The organism is Deltaproteobacteria bacterium (assembly GCA_029858205.1).
GTDB lineage: Bacteria > Desulfobacterota > GWC2-55-46 > GWC2-55-46 > DRQE01 > JAOUFM01.
Genome location: JAOUFM010000018.1, coordinates 1 through 24979, shown reverse-complemented (window position 1 = coordinate 24979; position 24979 = coordinate 1). Strand labels below are relative to the sequence as shown.

The following is a 24979-nucleotide window of genomic DNA, read 5'->3' as shown; positions in this document are numbered from 1 at the left end:
CCCCCCCCCCCCCCCCCCCCCGGCGTGGGGGGGGGGGGGGGGGGGGGGGGGGGTATTTTGCTTTTTTAAAAAGGCCTATCTAACGCCGCCCTTCGAAGCCTTTATTATAAGGGCTTTTAGTATGGACCTGTGGCACATGCTCTCGTTCTCGCAGTAGCAGCCAAGGGCAACGGGAATGCGGCGCGCGACCTCGGCAACGAGCCTTACCGTAACTCTCGCGGCAGCGTCCCTCTCCATCTCCCTTTCATATGCCTTCGAGAACCCAGGCCATGCTTTTTCCCTGTTAGCTGACCTCATGTACGCGGAAACGAGCTTTTTCGAAGGCGCGCTGAGCGGCAGCCAGATGTCGAAGAACTTTCCGTGCTCTGCCTTCTTAACGCCGCGCGGAAGGAACCGTACGGCCCCGATTCTAAGCTCACCCTTTCTGGCCGCCTTTTCGCCCATCTTATATGTTGATATTTTTACCGCTTCAGGACGCATGGCATTTCTTGTACTTCTTGCCGCTGCCGCACGGGCACGGGTCGTTACGCCCGGGAGTATCCTGCTTTTTCACGGCCTTTGGTAAAAGAGACTTCTCGTCACTTATGCGCTTTATCTCGTCGATTACGCTCACTGCCGCATCCTCGGCAGAGAGGCTTCCCTCGTCGTAGCGCATCTTGCTTACCTTTTTCTCGAGGTTTACTGCCGCTATGACAGCATGCTCGCCCTCTATTGCAGCGGCGTGTATGACGCGGCAAAACCCTTTTTCCCCGGACTTTGCCTCCGGAGTGCCAAGCTCTGCGCAGTGCGGGGGCCTGATATCTGCACCAAGCTTCGTCGGATGAATCGAGCACTGCTTCGTATCATCAAAGAAGGAGCACCTGAAGGCGTACATGGCAACGAGGTCTATTATGAGCTCGCCGTAGGTCGAGCCCACGCGGACATCCTTTACAGCGACGTTATAGCGCTCCGGGCGGCCAAAGAGTCTCCTTGAGCCCGATTCCTCGCGTGTGACGTATGCAGAGCTTATGCGCTCTGCCCGCTCGATGATGCTCTCCATGACGGTCTTCTTGAAGCTCGAGAGCCCGGCTGCCCCGCCGTCCTTTCTTAGCGTATAAAATATCACGCCCCACCAGGGATTGCAGCACTTGCCCCAGCAAAGGTCAACGCAGGTGGCTCTATAGAATTTCTCGTCAAAAACTGTTTTTTTGTCCATCGAAATATTTTAACACAGAGCGCGACGGTGTTAAAAGAAATCTGTTGCCGCCGCGCCTGCCAAGTTGTATCATTCTAATATAAAAATACGGTCTTATAAAGGCCATTTGCCATGCCAAACATAAAAGACGGAATAAAAAGGGCCAGCGACTTCGTAAAAGAAGACATCTGGCGCATCAGGCTCGAAGATACATCGGGCAAGAAGTCGTTCTTTATCCGCCAGCTTCGCGTCGTAATACTGGCGCTTAGCGGGTTCTTCGAGGATAAGTGCGTGCTTCGCGCCTCTGCCCTCACCTACTATACGCTCCTTGCTGTTGTGCCGGTAATGGCAGTCGCCTTCGGAATAGCCAAGGGTTTTGGCCTCGAGCACGCGCTTGAGACAGAGATACTAAACCGCTTTGCCAATCACGAGCCAACGGTAACGAGGATCGTCATCTTCGCGCACAACCTCCTTAACGACACCAAAGGCTCGACAATAGCAGGGGTAGGCATAATACTGCTTCTATGGTCGGTTGTAAAAACGCTTGGGCAGGTGGAACTCTCGCTAAACGAGATATGGGAAACCACAAAACACAGGAGCCTGCACAGAAAGCTCACGAACTACCTCTCGATAATGCTCATAGCGCCGATATTGATAATAATGTCTGGAAGCTCGACGGTGGTCATAAAGGCATGGATAGCCAAGTTGGGCACGGCAGCAACGGCTGCCGGTGGCGCGGTAGCTGCAGAGCCCATCATGTTTCTCGTCCTAAAGCTCATCCCGTACGTCATAACCTGGATGGTATTTTCCTTCATATACATCGTCGTGCCGAACACGACCGTGCGCATCAGATCCGCTGTTATAGCCGCGCTCGTTGCAAGCATCGCCTACCAAGCGCTGCAGTGGGCCTACATAACATTCCAGGTCATGGCGGTAAAGTATAACGCCATCTACGGAAGCTTCGCCGCTCTGCCGCTCTTTCTCATGTGGCTGCACATGAGCTGGCTCATAGTGCTCTTTGGCGCAGAGCTCTCCTTTGCCGAGCAAAACGCGGACACATACGAGTTCGAGCCCGATACCGAAAAAACAAGCTCGCGCTTTAGACGCATCGCCGCGCTCGTCATAGTAAACCGCGTGACAGAGAACTTTATCAAGGCCATGAAACCGCTCTCTGCGCACGAAATAGCCAAAGAAACCGGGCTTCCCATCCGCTTTACTAAGCTCGTTCTAACCGAACTTACCGAAGCTGGCGTGCTTATCGGATATACTCCGGACGAAGATGATGACGAATGCTACATGCCTGCGCGCGACATCAATTCCATTACAATAGGCTCCATAGCCGACGCCCTCGACAGGCGCGGCGTAAATAAACTCCACATAAAGACCTCGCCCGAGCTAAGGGAAATCGAGGCCGCGCTGGAGGCCTTCCACGGCACAATCGAAAAATCGCCTTCCAACAAGCTCATCAAGGATATATAAGGGAAGCAGGATAACGAGGGGCGACTGCTAAGGCGGCGAGTTGCTCTATTCCATCTTTACAAAACGGCAAGTTGGCCGTCAGGCGAGGCAGACGGCGGTTTCTTTTACATCTGGGTACAGGCCCCGGCCTGCTGCAGGCGTCACGCCTGTTTCATAATGCATAAAAGGCTTGTTCGAGTAATTATGCACAGGCTATCAGAAGAACATTCGGGTGCAGGCCCTCGGCCTGCTGCCTACTCTTCCATGTCTTTGTCGCTGCCTGACTTAACAACGCCCGAAAGATAGGCTTCTACAAACTTGTCTATATCGCCGTCAAGCACCGCGTCCACGTTGCCGCTCTCGACCCCCGTGCGATGATCCTTTACAAGACGGTAGGGCTGCATCACGTAGGAGCGTATCTGGCTGCCCCACTCTATCTTTCTCTTGTCCTTCAGTATCCCGGAGAGCTTCTCCTCCTCTTCCTTCCTTCTCTGCTCGTAGATGCGGGCCTTCAGTATCTTCATGGCAACTGCCCGGTTCTTGTGCTGGCTTCTTTCGTTCTGGCACTGCACGACTATACCGGTGGGGATGTGGGTTATCCTTACGGCGGAGTCTGTCTTATTGACGTGCTGGCCTCCGGCGCCGCTTGCGCGGTAGGTGTCCACCCTAAGGTCCGCTTCGTTTATATCTACTTCTATATCATCCTCTATCTCCGGGAAAACGAATACAGAGACAAAAGACGTGTGTCTGCGTTTTGCGGAATCGAACGGGGAAATACGGACAAGCCTGTGCACTCCGCTCTCGGCCTTCATATAACCGTAGGCGTACTCGCCGGAGAGCGTAAAGGTGGCGCTCTTTAGCCCTGCCTCCTCGCCGGCCTGGAAGTCGAGCACCTCGGCCTTGAATCCTCTTTGCTCCGCCCACCTCATATACATCCTAAAGAGTATGTCGGCCCAGTCCTGGGCCTCGGTGCCGCCTGCCCCGGGATGTATCTCGACGATTGCGTTTCTGGCGTCATGCTCACCTCCGAGCATTCGCCTTACTTCCTCGCTTCTTACGGCCTTCACTGCCCAAGCGATATTGGCATCGGCCTCGGCTGCGGCGTTTTTATCATGCTCCTCCTCTGCAAGGGCGAGCATGACCTCCGCCTCTTCCACGGCCTCCGATATCTTATCGAATGATTTCAGTTCGGACTCGAGAAATGACTTTCTCTGCATCACGCCTCTGGCCTTTGCAGTGTCGTTCCAAAAGCCCTGGGCGTGTGTGAGCGTTTCTATCTCTGCAAGCTCTTTTTCGACCTTTGGGCGGTCAAAGATAACCTCTAAGCTCTTCGTACTTTACCTTAAGAGCGTTTAACCGCTCCGCTACATCATCGAACATCGCCCCACCTCCGCGCGCGTTAAGTGTTGACGGCGTTTTTACGCCGCCCAAGTATGATAAGGATAACCGAAATAATTATTGTTGTAAAAGGAAAAAGCATGCCAAAACGCGAGAAAAACGTGCGGCCCTCCGGCCTTACGCGAAACGGAAGCGTGAGGTTCGTCTCCTTGAAAAGCTCTGTCCTCCCTACAATCCTTCCCGCAGGGTCTATGACAGCGCTTATTCCGGTGTTAGCCGACCTTAGAAGATATACCCTGTTTTCTATGGCCCTGAAGCGCGTCATGTCGAGGTGCTGGTACGGTGCAGAGGTGTTGCCAAACCAGCCGTCGTTTGTGAGGTTCACGAGCACGTTCGCGCCGTGTCGCGTAAACGCCGCGGATATCTCCGGGAACACGGCCTCGTAGCAGATCAGAGTGCCTATCCTGGCGCCGTCGAATTTAAGTGTGGGATACCCCTCTCCTGCAGAGAAATCCCCCACCCCGGCGGTCATCTTTTTTATGAAGAAGAGAATATTTTTTAGCGGCACGTACTCGCCAAACGGCACGAGGTGCACCTTGTCGTAACGCCCCGTTATGTTGCCCGAAGGGTCTATCATGAAGGCGCTGTTAAAAAACTTTTCTTCCTTCTTAAAGACATTGAATTCCCTTCTTGGCGCGCCCGTAACGATATAGATATTATTTTCTTTCGCAGCCCCCGTGACAAGAGGCGTAAGCTTGCCTGCTTCGTCGATATAAAAGGTCATTGCGCTCTCCGGCCATACGGCGATATCGGCGCCTGAGTTTTTCGCCTCTTTTGTCAATGCCCGGTACTTTTCTATCGTAGTAAGGACCTCGGAAGCTTCCCACTTAACCGACTGCTCCACATTGCCCTGAGATAAAGACGCCTTGTACTCCTTCCAGCTCAAGACCTCTTTATCAACTGCCTGCATGCGAAAAACCCCGTAAACAAGAAAAACAACGAACACTATGACAGCGGCCGCAAGCGGCAAAACAGCCTCGCGCCTGTCTTTCTTCGCAAAGAAGCTGTCTACGGCATTAAAGAGCGCGGCATTTATGAACATTATAAAGAACGACACGCCCCAGACGCCAAATATCTCGGCCGTCTGCGTAAGCGGCGCAAACGAGGCAAGTGAATACCCAAGAAGCACCCACGGAAAACCGGTGAACAGAATGCTACGAAGATACTCAATCGCCACCCAAAGAGCTGCGACAAAAACAAGACGTACCCATTTGTTTTTACATACAGGCAGCCAGCCAAGCACTGCGAACGCTGCCGGATAAAGCGCAAGGACAGCGGCCAGAAGAAGCGTTACGAGCGCGCCAAGATAGAACGGCACACCGCCGTAAAAATACATCGAGTGTATGACCCAGTAAACCGTGCCAAGAAAGAACACAAGGCCGAAGATAAAGCCCTTAAGAAACCTCGCCTTCCACGATGAAACGCCGTTTAAAGAGAAAAACAGCAAAATGAACGCGACAAATGAAAGCGGCCAGAGATTAACCGGCGCAAAGGCGAGCACGAGCACAGCGCCTGACACTGCCGGCCAAATAAGATCTCTTAACGCTTCAAGACAACGCTTTTTCAACTCGACGTTCCCTTCTCCCTCGTGAAATACGCAGCCACAAAGGCCGCGCCAACGGCCAGTCCAAGTAACGCAGCGCTTAGCATCACGTTATTCAAGAGTTCCGGTTTTATGAGCAGCACCAGCCCCAGCGAAAGCATCATAAGCCCTGACACAAACTTTAAAGTGCGGCCCCATCGCTCGCTAAAATGCCTTGAACCCACTGTAAAGGCAAATAGCGCGACAATAGCCGCCATGGGGATTACATATACCACATTATAGGCCGCAAGATAGATATAATAAACATGGGGCTCAAGCGAGCGCAGCGTAAGCGCCCTCGTGTAGACCATCGGGAACCCGGCAGTGCAGAGAAGCTCGTAAAGATTAACACTTACGGCAAGCATAATCGTGCCTGTTATGACGGAGGCAAGAGAGGCTGCACGCATGACCGTACGCATCCTGGCATAGAGCCCTGGCTTTGCCCCCTCGGGTATGGAAAGCGAAGGGCCGCGGCCAAACATGAAAAAGTCCTTTATATTAAAGGCGCCGATTACGAGCGCGAGGAGAGCGGCAACGAGCGTCACAACACGTATGCCGCCCGTGTAGATAAAGACATTTAGCCAGGCTGCCATAAAAAGGAAATACGCAAGCCCGGATACAAAGACGAACAATGCTCCTGCAAAAAGCATCCTGCCCCTTGTCTTAGCGTGCGAGAGAATGCCAAGGAGCGTAAAGAGCACAAAAAAGGCGCACGGGTTAAAACCGTCTAGAAACGCTATAACGATCGTGAGGATTGGAAGCGATGCCGTGTTAACGTCAAGGCCAGCAACGGTTGGCAGCTTGGCTTTAGAAGCGCCGGCCTTCGCAGTGCCGCGTATAATATCCCCGGCATCAGGGCACCCGGACTCGACACAGTCTTTTATAAATCCTTCGATAACGCGGCCTGAGGTAGAATCGTCGCCATAGCCTGATAACGGCCCGGAATTGCCGATGAAGGTCACGGGAACACCTGTTGGCTTTAGGCCGTAAGGGGCAAGGAACTCTGTCATGATGGCGACGTTTTCCGGGTTGTGCCAGACCTCAAAGGCACGGACATCGATAGACGGATACTTCGCCTTCATTTTTTCAAGGAACACTTCTTCCTTTGCGCAGTGCGGGCAGCCCTCGCCGTAGAAGAAGTAAAGCGTTGCCTTATTGTCAGCAGCAGCGCTCCCCGGCACAAAAAAGAACGCGGCTATAACGAGGGATAAAAATAACGCCCGGTATGAACGGATATCAGGGATATACGGGGAAGGCATCTTAGATATGCTTTAGTTTCTTGAAAAGCTTTTTTTCCATGTCCTTCATCCTTCTGGACTGGAGGCCGCCGTTTACATGCTCATAGCCCAGAAGATGCAGTATGCCGTGGATAAGGAGCCGTAGTATTTCGTTTCTTACCGTGTTCTTATATAACGGCGCCTGGGTAGCCGCCTTTTCAACGGATATTACGACATCGCCAAGCATATCGCCGTCCATCGGAAAGCTCAGGACATCTGTCGGCTTATCCATTGAGCGGTACTTCTTATTCAGTTCCCTTATGCCCTCGTTGTCGGTGATGAGGATGCTAAGCTCCGCGTCCTTCTTGCCAAGCATCGAGAGCGCGGCCTTTGCCGCCTTTTTTAGCGGCACCGGGGGCACGGCAATCCCGGCCTTGCGGCTTATCTCGATTGCCACGGAGCCACCTTTGCCATAGAGACAGCCTTACACCTCTTCGACAATCTTGCCTTCCTTCTTTCTCTTGGACTTCTCGAATGCCTGTATGACCTTTTGCACGAGCGGATGGCGCACGACATCTGCCTCGGTGAAGTTCACGAACTCGATGCCGTCTATATCGCGCAGAATCTTTTGCGCCTCGACAAGCCCCGAAGGCCTTGCAAGCGGCAGGTCTATCTGCGTTATGTCGCCTGTGATAACGGCCTTGCTGCCAAAGCCAAGGCGCGTAAGGAACATCTTCATCTGCTCAAGTGTTGTGTTCTGAGCTTCGTCAAGTATGACGAAAGAATCGTTAAGTGTTCTGCCGCGCATGAATGCCAGAGGCGCCACCTCGATTGTGCCGCGCTCTATCATGCGCTGCACGCGCTCGAAGTCCATCATGTCGTGTATCGCATCATAGAGAGGCCGAAGGAACGGGTCTACCTTTGCAGAAAGGTCTCCGGGCAGGAATCCGAGCTTCTCCCCTGCCTCAACTGCCGGACGCGTGAGTATTATCCTGTCCACTTCACGCTTCGAAAACGATGCGACCGCCGCTGCCATGGCAAGGTATGTCTTACCCGTGCCCGCAGGGCCTATGCCAAACACTATGTCGAACTTCCTTATGGCATCGACGTAACGCTTCTGGGACGCGCTTTTCGGGACTATCTGCTTATTCTTGTGGGAGACGTAGACAGTATCGTTAAAGATGTCCTTTAGAGAGTATCCGTGGTCCGTTGAGATGGCCCTTGCGGCGTAATCAACGTCAAGTGCCGTTGGCATGTACCCGGACTCTATCAATGCGTATAGCTCGGTAAGAAGGCGCTCTGCAAGCTCGGTCTGAGAGGCCTCGCCCTGTATGGTAACGACGTTACCGCGGCTGTCTATCGTTACCCCGAGTTTCTTCTCTATCCGCTTGACGGTCGAGCCGTCGCCCAGAAGCTTCTGCGCGATGTCGTTTTTCTCAAGCGTTATCTGTTTTTTGGCCTTTCCCTTGGCGTCCACGTGTTAGGCTCCTCTCCGCTGTTTTAGGCCCTACTTTAATGCGTGCCTCTGGTGCTCCACCCTCGAAAACCACTTAAGCTCTATGTCCTCGAACACAGAGTCTCTTTTCTTAAGGTCGCTAAAGAAGTTTCTGTCGCCGTCTGTAAGTGCCTCGGCGCTGGCCTTTTTCCGTATTATGGAGACAAGCCGCTTAAAGTCCTCGTAATGCCGGCATACCCGAAGCTCGGCGTAATCGGCCGCAGCACGCGTTGAGATAAGGAACTGCCAGTCCGAGGCCTCGAGCAAAAGAAGCTCCCTTGCGGCCTGCTTTAGCATGTCGATAAGTTCTGCGTCGCCCGAATGCTCGTGTGCTGCAGCCAGCTCTTCCATGTCTTTTTCGGCCTCATAGACGTGCTTCCACGTCCATTTGTTCATGTCGTTTAACCAGATAAAGTGATACCCGCCCTCGCCCCAGCTTCCTTCGGGAAGAGATACCATCTCGGATGGCCTGTTTGAGTCAAGGTGCTCTGACGCGGTAACCGCCTTTACTTCTCCGTCCTCATGCATCTTCTTTATTACGTGGTAGACCCAGTGCGGCCCCTCGAACCACCAGTGGCCGAAAAGCTCGCAGTCGTACGGGGAAACGACCAGCCCGCCTTTAGAGTCCTTCAGGCCGTCCTTTACTACACCTACGAAATGCGCTGCATGGTCCGGGGTCTTCGAAATAGCGCCGTTTGGATTGTAGGGCTGCTTATCGGCAAGGTCGGCCTTTGCATCTGTAACGCGCCAGTACCTTAACCCTCCGGGGAATCTCTTTTTATGAAAGTCGAGATACGCGCCGTCCCCGGGGTAGCCCCACTCTCCGCTCCACACCTGAAGCCCCGTCTTTACATCGCGCGTGAACACGGCAACCGGCATCATGCCCTCGATAGCCTGCTCGCCAAAGGCAACGTAGTAGACCTTCCTTGGCGTCTTCTCAACCGTTTCAGGGAGAGCCTTCATGCTTTTATCGAGGTTATTCCACATGACCTTCAAATCGCTAAAGCGGTCCATATAGACACCCGCGGCGCGCCCGCCCTTTAGAAGGTGCGAGTCTATGAAGAAGTACTCGATACCGTTCTCGCTTAGGAACTCCTCTACTCCTTTACGGTGATAAGGTGTAGCCTCCTCGTCGTACACAGGCTTGTTCCACGCGTAAGACGGCCTGTATGCGCACTCGGGCAGCCAAATGCCGCGCGGCGGCTTCCCGAAGTGGCGCGTATGCGCCTTCACAGCTTGCTTTATCTGCGCCTGAACGCTTATGTCGCGCGAAAGAAGCGGCATGTAGCCGTGGGTAGCGCCGCAGGTGGCTATCTCGATATGCCCTGCATCTTGAAGTTTGCGAAAAGCTCCGATAAGGTCTTCGTTATACTTGACGGTAAAGGACTCGAGCGCCGTGGAATAGAAACCCTCCCACATTGCGCTCACAGAGGCCATGTGCGAGTCGTTTATTCTCGCAAACTCGGCTGAATCGCGCTTTGCAGCCTCTATCTTGTCTGTAAGGTATTTCTTGAACTGTGGCTTAAAATCCCTGTGTGAGAGCATCTCGGCAAGGATTGGAGAGACATCGATTGTGACCTTCGGGCTTATGCCCTCGGATACAAGACGCTCAAAGACATTAAGCAGCGGTATGTAGGTCTCCGCAGCAGCTTCGTTTAACCAGTCCGTGCCGTGCGGCCACGTGCCGTGCGATATGACGTACGGCAGATGCGCGTGAAGCACCAGGGCAAAAGAACCCAACCCCTTATCGTTTCCTGCCACTTGGCCTCCTTGGAGCCGTGTATTTGGTTTACCTGAGGATTTGAGTTAAGTCTACCACAGGAACGGGTGTTTTTCAATTTTAACATCGCCTAGCCGGCATTTTCGGCGGCTAAAGGCGCTTGACATTGCCGCACGATAGGTATACATTGAATTGATATCTCTTATATCGAACGGAAAAATCTTTCAAAATCAAGGAGCCGCCCGGCAATGCGTTCTCGCGCAAAGATAACCGTTTTTGTATCGCTGCTTATTATCCTCTCTCTGGCGCTTTCTCAAGGCAACAACGCCCTTGCAACAAAGGCCGAGGAAGAGGCCGCGCTAAAGACCGCGCGCGTAATGACCACAGAGCTTCTAAAGAGGACCAAGGGCATGCTCGTAAAACTCCTGCACGAGGGCGACATGCTAAAGGCCATCACCGTGTGCGCCATAGCAGTGCCGGAGATAATGGCCGAGTTCAACAGCAAGCCGCACCATACGATTAAAAGGACCTCGGTAAAGTACAGAAACCCGGCCAACATGCCCGACTACTACGAGAGAAAAATACTCGAAGAGATGCAGTCGCTTGCCGACAAAGGCCGCCTGACACCCGAGTTCGAGAGCATAGACGTAGTTACCGAAAATGACGACATCACGTACCTTCGCTACATGAAACCCCTTAGAGTGGAAAAGCCCTGCCTAAACTGCCACGGCCCAAGCGAGAACATCGCGCCCGAGGTGATGAAGTTCCTCGCTAAATTCTACCCCGACGATAGGGCTCGCGATTTTAAGGAAGGCGACCTCCGGGGCGCGGTGTCGGTGAAGATAGCATTAAAATTCCCGGAAAACCAGCCCTGAGCATAACCGCCCTCTCCTACTGTGAAAACGCTCACGCCGCTAAAAAAAACAGTACTGGCCTCCGCCTCGCCTCGCCGCAGAGAGCTCATGAAGGACATCATAGAGACCTTTGAGGTCACTTCCGTTGACGTCGACGAATCAATAACAAGCCATGAGGACGCTGCAGCGCACGCAACGCGGCTTGCCCTTGAAAAGGCAAAGGCCGCGGCGCCAAGAAATAAAAATGCCGTCATTATAGCCGCCGACACGCTCGTTACGATAAACGGAGCTATCCTTGGCAAACCAGAAGGCGCCTCGCATGCAAAGGAGATGTTAAAAACGCTTTCCGGAAAAACGCATTCCGTTTTCACGGCCTTTTGCATATACGACGACAGGCCTCTCTCCATAAAAGCCTGCGAGAGCAGAGTGACATTCAAAGACCTTACAGACTCGGAAATAGAGGAGTACATCTCGACCGGCGAGCCCTTTGATAAGGCGGGCTCCTACGGCGCACAGGGCCGTGGCAAAGCGCTCATAGAGAGGGTCGAAGGCTCACTGACGAACGTAATCGGGCTTCCGACAGAAGAACTTAGAGCAGAACTTGTCAGACTATCACTTGCAAAAGAATAACCCCGGTCACTCAAAACAACAAATCGGACACCGTAGTCCGGCACACCTATACCATTGCAACAAGCCGTTTTCCGTGCTATATTAGGCAAGAAACTCATGGAATAACCATACAGTTTGTGGCATTTAAACCGTACCACGGTCAGCATATGCCTAAGAAACCCACATACGAAGAGCTCCTCGAACGCATACGGGCTCTCGAGCACGAGGCAGTGCTTCGCAAAAAAGCCGAGTCCAAACTCCTTGACTCGGAATGCAAATACCGCGACATATTCCACAACTCGCTTGTAGCGCTTGCCAGAACGCGGGTTAGCGACGGCAAGCTCCTCGAGGCAAACGAGCGCCTTGCCGAAATATTTGGCTATAAGAACAGGGTAGAAATGCTCGAGCAGTTCTACGCCCCGAATGCCTACACAAGGCAAGAAGACCGCGACTACCTTATAAAGACACTCAAGGAAAAAGGCGAGATAAAAGACTACGAAGTCTTCGCAAGAAAGACAGATGGCTCTAATATCTGGGTTAAGTACTCATCCAAACTCTACCCCGAGGAAGGATATCTCGACTCGGTCCTGATAGATATAACAAAAGAGAAAGAGGCCGGCGAGCAACTGCAGAAATCCCTCGAACAATACCGCGACATGTTCCAGAACTCGCTTGTAGGGCTGGCGAGAACGCGAGTTAACGACGGCAAGCTCATCGAATGCAACGAGAGCTTTGCCACCATGCTCGGGTACAAGAACACAAAGGAAATACTTAGCGAGTTCTACTCATCCAACGCGTACGCCGACATAAAGGACCGCGACTACGTAATCGCAGTCCTCAAAAAACACGGCGAGATAAGCAACTACGAGGTGCTCGGGAAAAAGAAGGACGGCTCGCCTATCTGGGTAAAATACTCGGCAAAGCTATATAAGGACGAAAACCACATCGACACCGTGGTAATCGACATATCCAGGGAAAAAACGGCCGAGGCGGAAAAAGAAAAGCTGATTGCCAGGCTCATCGAGGCCCAAAAGACCGCACTTGAGGACACGCAGACAGAATACCGCGAGATGTTCCAGAACTCGCTTGTCGGGCTCTCTAGAACGAGGGCGAGCGACGGAAAGCTCATCGAAGCAAACGAACGCCTCGCCTCCATGTTCGGGTACAAGAACAGAGAGGAAATGCTCGAGCAGTTCTACGCCCCTAGCGCATACGCGCGCATAGAAGACCGAAACTACATGGTCGAACACATAAAAGAGCACGGCCAGATAAACGACTACGAGGTCTTTGCCAGAAAAAAAGACGGCTCTAACATCTGGGTAAAATACTCGGCCAAGCTCTACCCGGAGAAAGGCTACCTGGACGTCGTAGTCGTGGACATCACAAAGGAAAAAGAGGCAGAGGCTGAAAAGGAAAAGCTCTACACCCAGCTCATACAGTCGCAGAAGATGGAAGCTATCGGCAGGCTCGCAGGAGGCATTGCCCACGACTTTAAAAACATGCTCTCCACCATAAAGGGGATGACGCAGTACGCGTTAGACGAAATAGAACCATCCAACAAGCTCCATAAGCCCCTTACACTTACGCTTAGCGCATGCGAGAGCGCGACGAATCTTACGCAGCAGCTCCTCATATTCGGCAGACGCCAGCCCATGCGGCTCGAGCCCATGGACTTGAACCAGACCGTGGATAACATGTTAAAGCTCCTCGAGGCCATCATACCCGAGGACATAACCGTTAGGATGCACCTTAAGTACACTCCTGCAACGGTCATGGGCGACAAGGTGAAGCTGGAACAGGTCATAATGAACCTCATAATAAACGCCTGCGACGCCATGCCAGAAGGCGGCACGCTTACGGTAAAAACCCTCGACGCGATAGACTCCGAGACAAAAAACATCATGGACGCGGCCGGAGGAAAACGCTTCGTCACCCTCACCATAGAGGACACCGGCGTTGGCATGACCAAGGAGGTCATCGAAAGGATTTACGAGCCGTTCTTCTCGAGCAAAGGCGGGCATGGCATAGGGCTTGGCATGGCAATCGTATACAGCGTCATAAAGGAGCACGGCGGGGAAATACGCATATCGAGCGTGCCAAAGCGCGGCTCCGTGATAAAGATATACCTGCCGGCAACGGACGAAAAAGAACTGGCCAGGACAAAAGCAGCCGAAAAAGCCTTGGAGCGCGAGAAGGAAGGCGGGCGCATACTGCTTGTTGAGGACGAAATACTTCTTCGGGAATCCACATCGATAATACTCAAGGAAAACGGCTACGAGATAAGAACTGCCGAGAGCGCAGAGGCGGCAATGGATGTGATAAAAAACGAAGGCACAAACTTCGATCTTATTCTAAGCGACGTCGTGCTAACCGGCAAAACGGGCCTACAACTTGCCAACGAACTGCGTGAGAAGAAAATCGACATCCCCGTCATACTTTGCAGCGGGTATGCCGAGCAGAAGCTCAAATGGGCCGACATCGAGGAAAAGGGCCACGTCTTTATAGAAAAACCATACGACATACACCGCCTGCTGCAACTGATAAGCAAAACGATACACAGATCGCGCGCCGCGAAAAACACCTAAGCAAGCAGCCAGAGACTAAACGCCATCAGCGCCATGCCGGCGGAAACGCCGAGTATTGCAAGGTGCTCCTTTGCGTACGAATGGGCTACGGGCAAGAGCTCGTCCAAGGAGATAAAGACCATGAACCCGGCTACCATGGAAAGCGTCCAGCCTATGGTAAAGTCATTTAAGAACGCGTATAGCAGCGTGCCTGCTATTATCGCCCCAGCAGGCTCGGTAAGCCCGGAGAGCGCCGACCACTTAAAGGCAGTCTTCACGCTCCCGGTCGCTGCGTATAGAGGCATGGCAACGGCTATGCCTTCGGGGATGTTATGGAGCGCTATGGCAGCGGCAAGGGCCACACCTGTATCATAGCTCTGGAGCGTGCCTGCGAAGGTCGCCATGCCCTCTGGAAAGTTATGTATGGCGATACCGAGAGCTACGAGCACGGAGGCCTTTCTTAGTCTCGAATGCTCGTCTGGCACAACTGTCTCCATTATATAATCATGAGGCAGAAAGTAATCTATACAAAACATCACTGCTATTCCTAAGAAGAACGCGATATGCGCGTACCCAAAGCCGATTGAGTCTATGCCCTTTCCAAGAAGCTCGACAAAACTTACGAGTATCATCACCCCTGCCGAAAACCCAAGCGTAAAGCTCATGAACCTTGGCCCCGGAGAGCGGTAAAACACCGCTATGGCGCTTCCGATTATCGTGGAAAGCCCGGCAAGGGTCGTAAGTATTATGGCTGCATAAAACTGGCTGGAATGGTCCATGACGGTAAAGTATATTACAAAAGCCGAACAATTAAAAGAGCGTTGTTAATGGTTTGACGCGGCAGCGTGGGTGTGCTAAAAATACTCTCATGGCCAAGACGAAAAAAGAGGTAACCGAACTCTCGAAGGACGAGGCTTCAAAAGAGGCCGCCTCATTAAGGGACGACCTTAACCGGCATAACTACCTCTACTACGTTCTGGATGCTCCCGAGATACCGGACGTTGAGTATGACCGTTTGCTTAGAAGGCTCGCCGATATAGAAGCGAGGTTTCCCGCCATTCTCTCTGCTGACTCCCCTACCCAAAGAGTCGGCGCAAAACCATCGGAGAAATTCGGCACAATTACGCACACCGTGCCGATGCTTAGCCTCGATAACGCGTTTGGCGAGAAAGAGGCTTCCGAGTTCGACGAACGCGTAAGAAAACTCCTTAAAACCGACGGCCCCGTCGAATACGTTGCAGAGCCCAAGATAGACGGCCTCGCGGTGGAACTCGTGTACGAAGACGGTATCCTTATAAGCGGCTCGACCAGGGGCGACGGCGTAACAGGCGAGGACGTAACGCAAAACATCCGCACCATAAAGAGCGTGCCTCTAAGACTAAACCCCGAAGGCGGCAAGGTAAAGATTCCCTCCAAAATAGAGATCAGGGGCGAGGTGTATCTGCCGCTAAAGAAGTTCGAGGCCGTAAATAAAGAACGTGCCAAAAATAACGAGCCTCTGTTTGCAAACCCGAGGAATGCGGCAGCCGGAAGCCTAAGACAGCTCGACCCCAGGGTAACGGCAGCGAGGCCGCTCGATATGTTCTGCTACGGTGTTGGCGAGGTAAAAGGAGCTTCCTTTGAAACACACTCTGATATGCTAAGGCTTATCGGCTCGCTCGGGCTAAAGGTTAACCCTCTCATAGAGACCGTCACGGGGCAAGGCGGCATCCTCGCCTATTACAAGAAAATTGAGACGTCGCGTGAAACGCTCGGCTATGAATTGGACGGCGTGGTCATAAAGGTAAACGACATGGCGCTCCAAAAGCAGCTCGGCGTGCTTACGAGGACCCCAAGATGGGCCGTTGCGTGCAAGTTCAAGGCAAAGCAGGAGATGACAACTGTTAAGGGCATCACGGTGCAGGTCGGGCGCACAGGGGCGCTTACCCCTGTAGCCGAGCTCGAGGCAGTCGAGATAGGCGGCGTAACGGTCGAACGCGCAACACTGCATAATGAAAATGAAGTGCTAAGAAAGGACGTGCGCATAGGAGATACCGTCATAATAGAACGCGCCGGCGACGTCATCCCGGAGGTCGTATCTGTTGTAAAGGAGAAGCGGCCGAAGGCCGCGGTCCCATTCGAGATGCCAAGTAAGTGCCCTGAGTGCAGGGCGATGGTAGAGAAGATAGGCGCCATACATTTTTGCACAGGCGGGCTCTCCTGCCCTGCGCAGCTAAAAGAGAGCATACGCCACTTCGTCTCAAAGCACGCCATGGACATCGAAGGCCTCGGCGGCAAGCACATAGACCAGTTCGTTGAAGCAGGCCTTGTAAAAGACGCGGCAGACATATACGGCCTTACCGAAAAAGACATCCTCTCGCTCGAACGCTGGGCTAAAAAGAGCATGGAAAACGTGCTTACTGCCATAGAAAAAAGCAAGACCCCGCCGCTAAAGCGCTTTATCCATGCCCTTGGCATAATCGGCGTTGGCGAGAGCATGGCCTCGGTGCTTGCGAAGAGATACGGCTCTATCGAGTCCGTCGCAAAGACAACCGAAGAAGAGCTCCTCTCGATACGCGACGTTGGCCCGGAAACCGCAAGAAGCATAGCCGACTTCTTTAAAGAGAAACACAATTTAAAGGTGCTTGAAAAACTCGCCAGGGCAGGGGTAAAACCGCAAACAGAAGAGGCCGTGAAAGAAGGCGGCAGGCTTTCGGGAAAGACCTTTGTCTTCACAGGAGAGCTAAAAGGGCTCACCAGGGACGAGGCAAAGGCGATGGTCGAGGAAGAAGGCGGCAGCGCATCGGGCTCGGTCAGCAAAAAAACAGACTATGTGGTGGCAGGAGAAGCTGCGGGAGGAAAGCTCGATAAGGCAAAGGCACTCAATGTAAAGATAATAGACGAAGATGCATTTTTAAAGCTCGTCAAAAAATAGATTTCGCGGGGCAGCTTCTTCGCCTGCGCTAACTCTCGAATAAAAAAGCCTCCGCGTAATGCTATGCGGAGGCTTTGGTTATTTATATACATGTTGCGCGAAGCTACTACCTTCCGGTCTCTACTCTGCATCTCCGCAGCAGATGTTATTTCTGCCGCCGTTCTTGGCCTTATACAGGCGGCTGTCGGCCTTTTTAAGGAGCGCAGTATGGGTCTTTCCGTCCTCCGGGAAGGTCGCAAGCCCGCCGCTCATAGTGACCTTGCGGTTAGGCATACTGTACTTGGCAACTTCCTTTATTAGCCTCTTGCCGAAGATCGCTGCGCCGGCCGCCTTGACATGCGGCATAACGATGCAAAACTCCTCGCCGCCAAACCGGCAAACAGTGTCCGTGCCGCGCGAGCACTTCTTTAGTATCCTCGCAACAAATTTTAGCACCTTATTGCCGTCCAGGTGTCCGTAAGTGTCGTTATACTGCTTGAAATGGTCTATGTCGAAGAGCATCACGGACACGCTGTGGCCGTGACGCGTTGCCCTATCCAATTCATGCTGAAGTTGCTCCATCATATAACGCTGGTTATGAAGGCTCGTAAGGCCGTCTGTGATGCTAAGGAGCCTTGTTTCCTCGATGCTCTTTACCCTGTCAAGCGTAAGCCCCGCGTACACGGTAAGAAGGGAAAATAGAGATACATCCTCTGCCCTTGGAGTTCTTCTCTTAAAGTCGTTTACGTAGAGTATGCCGACTATCCTGCCGTCCACGGTAATAGGGGCCGCAAGAAGCGATCTCACGCCCTCCTTCATAAGAAGCGGATTGGGCTGCTTACTCTCGCGTATGTCTTCTATGAAGAGCGGGCCGTTGTGGTTAAGTATCTGGCTCGTTAGCCCGCCTTTACGTATGTCCCATCTGTCGCTCTTGTTGAACTTTGGGCTAAAGCCCTTGGAGGCAACGAGCATCATATCCTCTTTCTTTTCATCGAAGAGAGCGAGCGAGCCCGCAGGCATGTTCGTGAGCTTCGTTGCGTAATCCACCATCGCGTAGCCCGCGTCCTTCAGGCTGTCGATACTCTCGATAACGAGCCCGAGGTGGTAGAGGGTTTCGTGCTCCTTTAATACGCGCTCTCTTTCCTCGACGCGTTTACGCCTCTCCTCGAACATCTGCCACATTATCTTTGCCGCAACGCCGCCCATAAGCTCTGTATCGGTCGGCACAACGCGCCTTAGCTCCTCGGCAATCTCAGCTGAGCCCGTGAGGTTTATGACAACGTCGACTTTCTTCTTTATGAACGCGTTGATTGTTTCGGCAACCGGTATGGAATACTTTTCGGCAAGCGCTATGCCCGGGGCCCTAAGGTTCTTGTCAACGGCCCAGGCGACATCGAGCATCGGGTTTTCCTTAAAGAGCTCTATCATGGCGCGCCCACCCCTGCCGCCGCCAACAAGCCCGACGCTTAGGCGTTTACCCTTGAACGCGTCATCGGTCTCCGCATCCTCTACAGGAGGAGCAAGAAGCCCCTTGCCTATGGCTGCGCCCACAGCATGGGCGCGCGTTGTGGCATCGAGTTTTTTAAGGATGCTTTTGACGTAGTACTTAGCTGTCCACTTCGACTTGCCTATAATAACGGCTATCTCGTCGTTGGTCTTGCCCTGCTGCATCCACTTAAGTATTTCTATCTCAGTAGAGCTAAGGCCGCTTCTGCCGTTATCTTTCTTTTTATTCACGGCCTTGATTTTTGTGGTTTTTACCATTTCGATTGCTACGGCCTCTATCTCCATTTTTTTCTTTCCGTCTCCCAACAATCAGGATATTGCAAACCCGAAATAGACGGAAAGTTTATCGCAATACAACAATAAACGTCAACTACCTATCAGAGCAGCATTTTATAAAAACGTAACTACTGTCAGCATGCGCAGTATATAGAACCTTTGCCTAAAACGCAACAAAAAAGCCGGAAAAGCAGCCCTTCATGCCGGATTGCGAACATTGAACTACCTTGAATGCCTGTCAGCGACCTTTGTTGCGCCGTAGGAATCGGGCTTTGTGACCGCAGCATACCCCGAGCCGGTGACCATGCCAACGACCTCGCGTATGATATCGCGCGTGTCGCCGTTTACGCCGACGTCGAGATGTATCTCTATCGGGAGGGACTTAAACCCGTTCTCGCGAAGACGCTGCTGAAGATAAGAAGCAAGCTCTATGCTCATCGTGGTTTCGTAGAATATGCGCTGGCGCATGTTGTCGATTTTTCTTCTTCTGGTCTTGTAATAGAAGTACCTGCCGCCGTGCCCCACCCTGTGGAGCACTATAGCCGTGACAAAGAGCGTGTGGCCTGTAAGAAAGGAATCGGTTCCTATGATGAGATTGTACTTCGAATCGGCGCACTCGCGCACATACTCGATCATGCGCGAAAACATTTCATCGGCGCCGAGCTTACCGAAGGTGGGACTTACGAACTCCCTCGCAGATGTATCATCTCCATCGAGAGCCATGAGGAATAATCTACACCAAACGGGCAAAAAAAACAAGCGATTTCCAAAGCACTGCGCAATATCCGCTTGAGGAACCGAAATGATGGCATTAGTTTAAACGACACCGCAAAAATCATAACCAAAAAACGTTATAAAATCCTTTAAAATCGCGGCGTTAACATTTGTTTTTTTATTGGCAATGCCACTCTCTTTGTGCTATTATTTGGGCATTAGAAAAACCAGAAAAAGGAGCCTTGAAAATTGAAAAAGGACAAGACCGAACCCAAAAAAGAAGCGGAAACCAGGAACACATCCAACTACGACGCAGGTTCCATAAAAGTACTTGAAGGGCTCGAGGCCGTAAGAAAGCGCCCGGCCATGTACATAGGCTCTACCGGGCCAACAGGGCTCCATCACCTGGTCTACGAAGTCGTTGACAACTCGGTAGACGAGGCCCTTGCCGGATACTGTAAAAACATAGACGTAACGATACATATCGATAATTCGGTAACTGTCATAGACGACGGCAGAGGAATCCCTGTAAAGCCCCACCCCGAGAAAAAGAAGCCCACCGTCGAGGTCGTATTAACGCAGCTCCACGCCGGAGGAAAGTTCGAGAACCAGGCCTATAAGGTGTCCGGCGGCCTCCACGGCGTTGGCGTAACGGTCGTTAACTTCCTTAGCGAGTGGCTAAAGGTCGAAATCAAAAGGGACGGCGCCGTATTCGAGCAGACGTACAAGGGCGGAAAACCCTCAACGGAACTAAAGACCGTTGGAAAGAGCAAGTCCACCGGAACGAAGATAACCTTCAAGCCGGACGCAAAGATTTTCGAGGTCACAGAGTACAACTTCGACACCCTTAGCCAGCGCCTTCGGGAGCTTTCATTCCTAAACGGGGGCATAAAGATAACCATCACTGACGAGAGAACCGGCAAGTCGCACGAGTTCCAGTACAAGGGCGGCATCGTGAGCTTTGTCGAGCACTTAAACAAGACAAAGACCCCCATACATCCTAAAGTAATATATCTTAGCGGCGAGAAAAACGGCATCCACATGGAGATGGCGCTTCAGTGGAACGACTCGTATTCCGAGAACGTATTTTCCTACGCCAACAACATCAACACCATCGAGGGCGGCACGCACATGGTGGGCTTAAGAAGCGCGCTTACGAGGACCATCAACTCGTACGCATCGACTAAGAACCTTCTAAAAGACTTGAAAGAGCCGCTCCAGGGCGACGACATCAGAGAAGGCCTCGCCGGAGTAATCAGCGTAAAGCTTCCTCAGCCGCAGTTCGAAGGCCAGACAAAGACAAAGCTTGGCAATTCCGAGGTAGAGGGCTACGTAAAGGCAATCATCAACGAAAGCCTCGGAGCATTTCTCGAGGAAAACCCCTCTGTAGCTAAGAAGATAATCGAAAAGGCAGTCGAGGGCGCAAGGGCCAGAGAGGCCGCGAAAAAGGCCAAAGAGCTCATCAGGCGTAAAGGCGCGCTCGATAGCGCAAGCCTTCCCGGAAAGCTCGCGGACTGCCAGGAGAGTAACCCCGAGCTCTGCGAACTCTTCATCGTCGAGGGAGACTCGGCAGGCGGCTCGGCCAAACAGGGCAGAGACAGAAGAACGCAGGCCATACTGCCGCTTAGGGGAAAGATACTAAACGTCGAGAAGGCCAGGTACGATAAGATGCTCTCGAACGAGGAAATACGCACCATGATAACCGCGCTTGGCGCCGGTATCGGCAAAGAGGACATGGACCCGAAGAAGCTTCGCTACCACAAGATAATCATCATGACCGACGCGGACGTGGACGGCAGCCACATAAGAACGCTTCTTCTCACATTCTTCTACCGCCAGATGCCCTTCATAACCGACCACGGGTACCTCTACATCGCGCAGCCCCCGCTCTACAAGATAAAAAAGGGCAAGATGGAAAAGTACCTCAAGGACGAGACCGCGCTCGACAACTTCATCTTCGACAGCATAAAGGAAGGCGTCACTGTAAAGCCCAAAGGCAAAGGGGCGGCGCCGATAAAGGGCGAGAAGCTCCTTGAGTTCCTTAAAAAGGCCGCGCGCTTTACGCGCCTTCTCGACCGCTTCGAGCGCAAGAAGATGGACAAGGCAATAGTCGGGATGCTCGCGCTGGAAGAGGCCTTCTCCCTCGAAACGCTTTCGAACGAGAAGACTTTAAAGCGCATGTTCGACAACTTCTCGACATACATGAAGACCTTCCACCCCGATGCAATGCCAGCGACCTTTAGCGCCGAGGAGGACGAAGAGCACGGCAGGTTCAAGATAAAGGCTACCACGCGGCGTAACGGCACAACGGCCGAGACCGTCATCGGCTCGGAGTTCGTCGAATCCCCGGAGTTCGAGGAGCTTAAAAAGTGCGGCTCTTCAATCGAAAAGATTGGCCAGGCGCCCTACTCAATTAGCGGCGAAGGCATAGACGAATCGACTGCCACAACTCTAGACGAGCTGATTGCGCACCTTACGGCAGCCGGCAAAAAGGGCGTGCTCGTGCAGCGCTACAAGGGCCTTGGCGAGATGAACCCCGAGCAGCTCTGGGAAACGACCATGGACCCGGAAAGACGCGTGCTTTTGCAGGTACGTGTCGACGACGCCGTAGAGGCGGATACCGTGTTTACTAAGCTCATGGGAGACCAGGTCGAGCCAAGACGCGAGTTCATCGAGAGAAACGCGCTCGAGGTCTCTAACCTCGACATATAAAGCCATGACAAAAGAACGCTCACAAAAGGTCGGCATATACGTAGACGTCGCTAACATCACCAGAAGCGGCGGCTACGGCATGAAGTTCGACGTATTAAGAGACTTTGCCTGCCGCGACTCGGGCGAGCCCGTGCGCTTGAATGCCTACGTTGCATACGACGAGGACAGGGCAAAAATAGACTCCGATTATAAAGAACGCACCTTCAACTTCCACTCAGCCCTTAGAGACTTCGGCTTCAAGGTAATCGAGAAAAAAGTGTCGTGGTACATAGACGAGTCCGGCACCAAGTACGGCAAGGCAAACGCGGACCTGGACATGGCCGTTGACGCGCTTTTGCAGTCCGAAAATCTCGACAAGGTCATGCTCGTTACCGGAGACGGCGACTTTGTGCAGGTCGTAAAGGCGTTACAAAATAAAGGCTGCCGCGTGGAGGCGGTCGCGTTCCAAAACGTATCGCAGCTACTAAAGCGCGAGGTGGACCTCTTTGTCTCCGGCTACCTTATCCCTAACCTTCTGCCCATCGACAATGCCGACAGAAAGCCGTGGGGCGAGCTTGGCGCAAAGGTGCGCGGCATCTGCTACACGTACAACCATTCGAAGAACTACGGGTTCATGCGCTACATAAAACGCATCGGCCCGGGCCTCTGGATTACGGACACAAGGCGCGATGACTCGCCATACGAGACGGTGTTTGTCCACGAATCCGCGCTGCCGCAAAACGTTCAGGTCACAAACCTCCCTAACCGCGACTACATATTCGAATTCGACGTTACAAAGGGCGAAAAGGGACTTCAGGCGACAAACGTCGTACGCGTCTACCCCACATAGCAAACCGTCGATTTTCGCGCCATACATTGTTGAGGCCGTTTTTCCTTGCTCGACGTATTGTCAAAATACGCCTGCGCGAAAAAACGGCCTCTGCCGCGTCTGGCACAAAACTTGACGGTTTGACAAGCCGCAAGCGGCCTTGGGTTTAAAGAAAATGGTGGACGGTGCATATCTACACAACTATTTCTCCTTCTTTTTCCAAGCCACTATTTTCTTACCAGTTTTTGCGTATACAGGTTCAATCTCACCTCTATCCTTCAACCGATAAAAAACTCTTTTCATGCTATTTTCCGACTTTATATTTGTTATTTTTCTTGCTTCACGATTCCTAATGGTAGGATTTGTATTTAAATACTCCATAATGGACTCCTCCGGTGAAGCAAGCGGCGTATGTGAAACCACAACTCTTACACTGTTATGCTCTTCCTTCACCACGGGATCTCTCAACTTCCATTCTTTCATTTTTTGAAAAGCCGTATTTAATCCCTCTCCCATATCTTTGTTCGGCGGGTCTTTATACCTATTAAGCGTTCTTACTATTTTAGGGTTCCGAGAATAACGTGCATTCAAAATATTATTTTCATTAACATAACCAGGGAACTTTCCGGGACTTATAATTTCGACTCTATTATTAAAAATTAATACATGCACATCATCCGAAATAGAATAATCCCTGTGTATTACAGCATTAACCAATATCTCCCATATTGCCTCGGGAGGATAGCTTACCTTCTCCATACCGATATGAGTCCATATTTTAACATTAGATATTATCTCCTGTACTTCTGTAACAGCTTTATGTATCTGCGTATAAAGACACCCTTCTATACTTCTCTGCTCCTTTAGATGCTCCCTCTCTGGCTCTGATTCGCTTGTATCATAACGACTAATTTTTATTCCACATTTTTTCGGCAAAAGAACCGCAGGGTTATCGCTAAAAAGCAACAATCCTGCCATCTTAGGATAATACGTAATCCTATCGACAAGGTTTTGATTTAGTGTAAAATCAATCGGATCGGATTTTGGGGAATACTCGTCCAAAAATTTTCGCATCTCTCCTGATTCAAAAATATCCTCTGCTCTAGCCAAGTTACAAACAACATCTTCATACGACGATTCTCCTTTGGCAAATGACAATTCTTGAATTTTTTGAGGATCTTTTAAAGGAATAGATTGTGCAGATCTTCTGACATATACAGTCTCGTCCGTTGTACTATGTACTTTCTCGCTCTTTTCTATGGTAATTTGCACCACATACGTTTTTGTTTTCGGATCAAAAAGAAACGTGGCACTCATAGAAATGCTAGGTCTAATTCCCTGCAAATTTTGGAATATTTTATTATAATCTTCTATCTTGGGGAATCCATCCCATCTTTTGTTTGGATCTGGCTCACTCTTATCATCCTTTATTCCAACAACAAAATCACCTCCGTCAGTATTGGCGAATGCAACCGCTACCTTTTGTATTCCTCGCCCATCAATCTCTTTTGCCTTACGGTCATAAAAATGACCTTCTTGACGAGACGATAAATCATACACCTCCGCTTCGGTTAAAGTTTTTTCTTTCATATTTGCTCCTTCATTACATTATCCAAAAAACTCTTGCTGGTTCAAGTTTCTAACTTGAACCAAAATTTTGCGGTTCAATTTGTAGATACCGTCTTGGAAGTCAAGCGGTGGCCATCGCCCACCACCCCTTACATCTTTCCAAGATATACCACACCCACGCATTAATTGGAAATATTTTTTACAGGAATGTTTTTCGCTGCATGGAAGGACTACCCGGTCATCCAAAGAGCAGGAAGGAGTCTCAATACACGCACAACCCCGCCCCCTCCCAAAAACTCCCCTCCTTAGCAAGGAGGGGCAGCGGGGAGGTTAACAATGACTCCTTCCTTATTCCTTGCCAGCATCTTTTACCCCACCTCGCCTCCCCTTGCAAAGGGGAGGAAATAACCCCCCGCCCCCCTCCCCGCCC

Annotated in this window: 19 protein-coding genes; 7 read left to right on the top strand and 12 right to left on the bottom strand. The window is 51.8% G+C overall.

Features of this window, described 5'->3' with window-relative positions; genetic code table 11:
- Positions 1-75: 75 nt before the first annotated feature.
- The gene (locus OEV59_09780; protein ID MDH4228018.1) at positions 76-444 is read right to left on the bottom strand and encodes a DUF488 family protein; all 369 of its coding nucleotides are present in this window, start codon (positions 442-444) and stop codon (positions 76-78) included.
- Positions 445-469: 25 nt separating this feature from the next.
- Positions 470-1195, bottom strand: a complete 726-nt coding sequence (locus tag OEV59_09775) for an SEC-C metal-binding domain-containing protein (protein ID MDH4228017.1) — start codon at positions 1193-1195, stop codon at positions 470-472.
- Between the two features lie 111 nt (positions 1196-1306).
- On the opposite strand from OEV59_09775, the gene OEV59_09770 reads away from it, so the two are divergent.
- On the top strand, positions 1307-2653 hold the full coding sequence (locus OEV59_09770) for a YihY/virulence factor BrkB family protein (protein ID MDH4228016.1): 1347 nt from the start codon (positions 1307-1309) through the stop codon (positions 2651-2653).
- Positions 2654-2886: 233 nt separating this feature from the next.
- Here the strand turns inward: OEV59_09770 and prfB are convergent.
- The 6 genes from prfB to OEV59_09740 form a co-directional block, all read right to left on the bottom strand.
- Positions 2887-4012, bottom strand: a protein-coding gene (prfB, locus tag OEV59_09765) for a peptide chain release factor 2 (protein ID MDH4228015.1) whose coding sequence is annotated in 2 segments (ribosomal slippage) — positions 2887-3942 and positions 3944-4012 — 1125 coding nt in all. Because the reading frame shifts where the segments join, the coding sequence is not laid out codon by codon here.
- Positions 4013-4031: 19 nt separating this feature from the next.
- A complete protein-coding gene (gene lnt, locus OEV59_09760) occupies positions 4032-5549 on the bottom strand; it encodes an apolipoprotein N-acyltransferase (GenBank protein ID MDH4228014.1) in 1518 nt (505 codons plus the stop codon).
- 44 nt (positions 5550-5593) lie between these two features.
- Entirely contained in the window at positions 5594-6793 is a 1200-nt protein-coding gene (locus tag OEV59_09755; protein ID MDH4228013.1) for a hypothetical protein, read from the bottom strand.
- 79 nt (positions 6794-6872) lie between these two features.
- Entirely contained in the window at positions 6873-7286 is a 414-nt protein-coding gene (gene ybeY, locus OEV59_09750) for an rRNA maturation RNase YbeY (GenBank protein ID MDH4228012.1), read from the bottom strand.
- A gap of 27 nt (positions 7287-7313) precedes the next feature.
- Complete coding sequence (locus tag OEV59_09745; GenBank protein MDH4228011.1) at positions 7314-8306, bottom strand: PhoH family protein; 993 nt, start codon at positions 8304-8306, stop codon at positions 7314-7316.
- A 30-nt stretch (positions 8307-8336) separates the two neighbouring features.
- Positions 8337-10085 (bottom strand): DUF1957 domain-containing protein, encoded by a 1749-nt coding sequence (locus OEV59_09740; protein MDH4228010.1) that lies wholly within the window; start codon positions 10083-10085, stop codon positions 8337-8339.
- 207 nt (positions 10086-10292) lie between these two features.
- Here OEV59_09740 and OEV59_09735 point away from each other — a divergent pair, with 207 nt between their 5' ends.
- From OEV59_09735 to OEV59_09725, 3 genes are all read left to right on the top strand, one after another.
- Positions 10293-10919: a DUF3365 domain-containing protein gene (locus OEV59_09735; protein MDH4228009.1), complete on the top strand. Its 627-nt coding sequence runs from the start codon at positions 10293-10295 to the stop codon at positions 10917-10919.
- 21 nt (positions 10920-10940) lie between these two features.
- On the top strand, positions 10941-11528 hold the full coding sequence (locus OEV59_09730) for a Maf family protein (GenBank protein MDH4228008.1): 588 nt from the start codon (positions 10941-10943) through the stop codon (positions 11526-11528).
- 146 nt (positions 11529-11674) lie between these two features.
- Complete coding sequence (locus OEV59_09725; GenBank protein ID MDH4228007.1) at positions 11675-14092, top strand: PAS domain S-box protein; 2418 nt, start codon at positions 11675-11677, stop codon at positions 14090-14092.
- Here OEV59_09725 and zupT read toward each other — a convergent pair.
- Positions 14089-14850 (bottom strand): zinc transporter ZupT, encoded by a 762-nt coding sequence (gene zupT, locus OEV59_09720; GenBank protein ID MDH4228006.1) that lies wholly within the window; start codon positions 14848-14850, stop codon positions 14089-14091. The genes OEV59_09725 and zupT overlap by 4 nt on opposite strands.
- Before the next feature lie 89 nt (positions 14851-14939).
- On the opposite strand from zupT, the gene ligA reads away from it, so the two are divergent.
- A complete protein-coding gene (ligA, locus tag OEV59_09715; GenBank protein MDH4228005.1) occupies positions 14940-16985 on the top strand; it encodes an NAD-dependent DNA ligase LigA in 2046 nt (681 codons plus the stop codon).
- A 120-nt stretch (positions 16986-17105) separates the two neighbouring features.
- Here ligA and OEV59_09710 read toward each other — a convergent pair whose 3' ends face one another.
- Positions 17106-18776 carry a diguanylate cyclase gene (locus tag OEV59_09710; GenBank protein MDH4228004.1) on the bottom strand — a complete coding sequence of 557 codons (1671 nt, stop codon included), beginning with the start codon at positions 18774-18776 and terminating at the stop codon, positions 17106-17108.
- A 192-nt stretch (positions 18777-18968) separates the two neighbouring features.
- The gene (locus OEV59_09705; protein ID MDH4228003.1) at positions 18969-19469 is read right to left on the bottom strand and encodes a ribonuclease H-like YkuK family protein; all 501 of its coding nucleotides are present in this window, start codon (positions 19467-19469) and stop codon (positions 18969-18971) included.
- Positions 19470-19709: 240 nt separating this feature from the next.
- Between OEV59_09705 and gyrB the strand changes: the two genes are divergently transcribed.
- Both gyrB and OEV59_09695 read left to right on the top strand, forming a co-directional pair.
- On the top strand, positions 19710-22172 hold the full coding sequence (gene gyrB / locus OEV59_09700; GenBank protein MDH4228002.1) for a DNA topoisomerase (ATP-hydrolyzing) subunit B: 2463 nt from the start codon (positions 19710-19712) through the stop codon (positions 22170-22172).
- 4 nt (positions 22173-22176) lie between these two features.
- Positions 22177-23001, top strand: a complete 825-nt coding sequence (locus OEV59_09695) for an NYN domain-containing protein (protein MDH4228001.1) — start codon at positions 22177-22179, stop codon at positions 22999-23001.
- Between the two features lie 180 nt (positions 23002-23181).
- On the opposite strand, the gene OEV59_09690 is transcribed toward OEV59_09695, so the two are convergent.
- Complete coding sequence (locus OEV59_09690) at positions 23182-24570, bottom strand: putative DNA binding domain-containing protein (GenBank protein ID MDH4228000.1); 1389 nt, start codon at positions 24568-24570, stop codon at positions 23182-23184.
- Between the last annotated feature and the right edge of the window lie 409 nt (positions 24571-24979).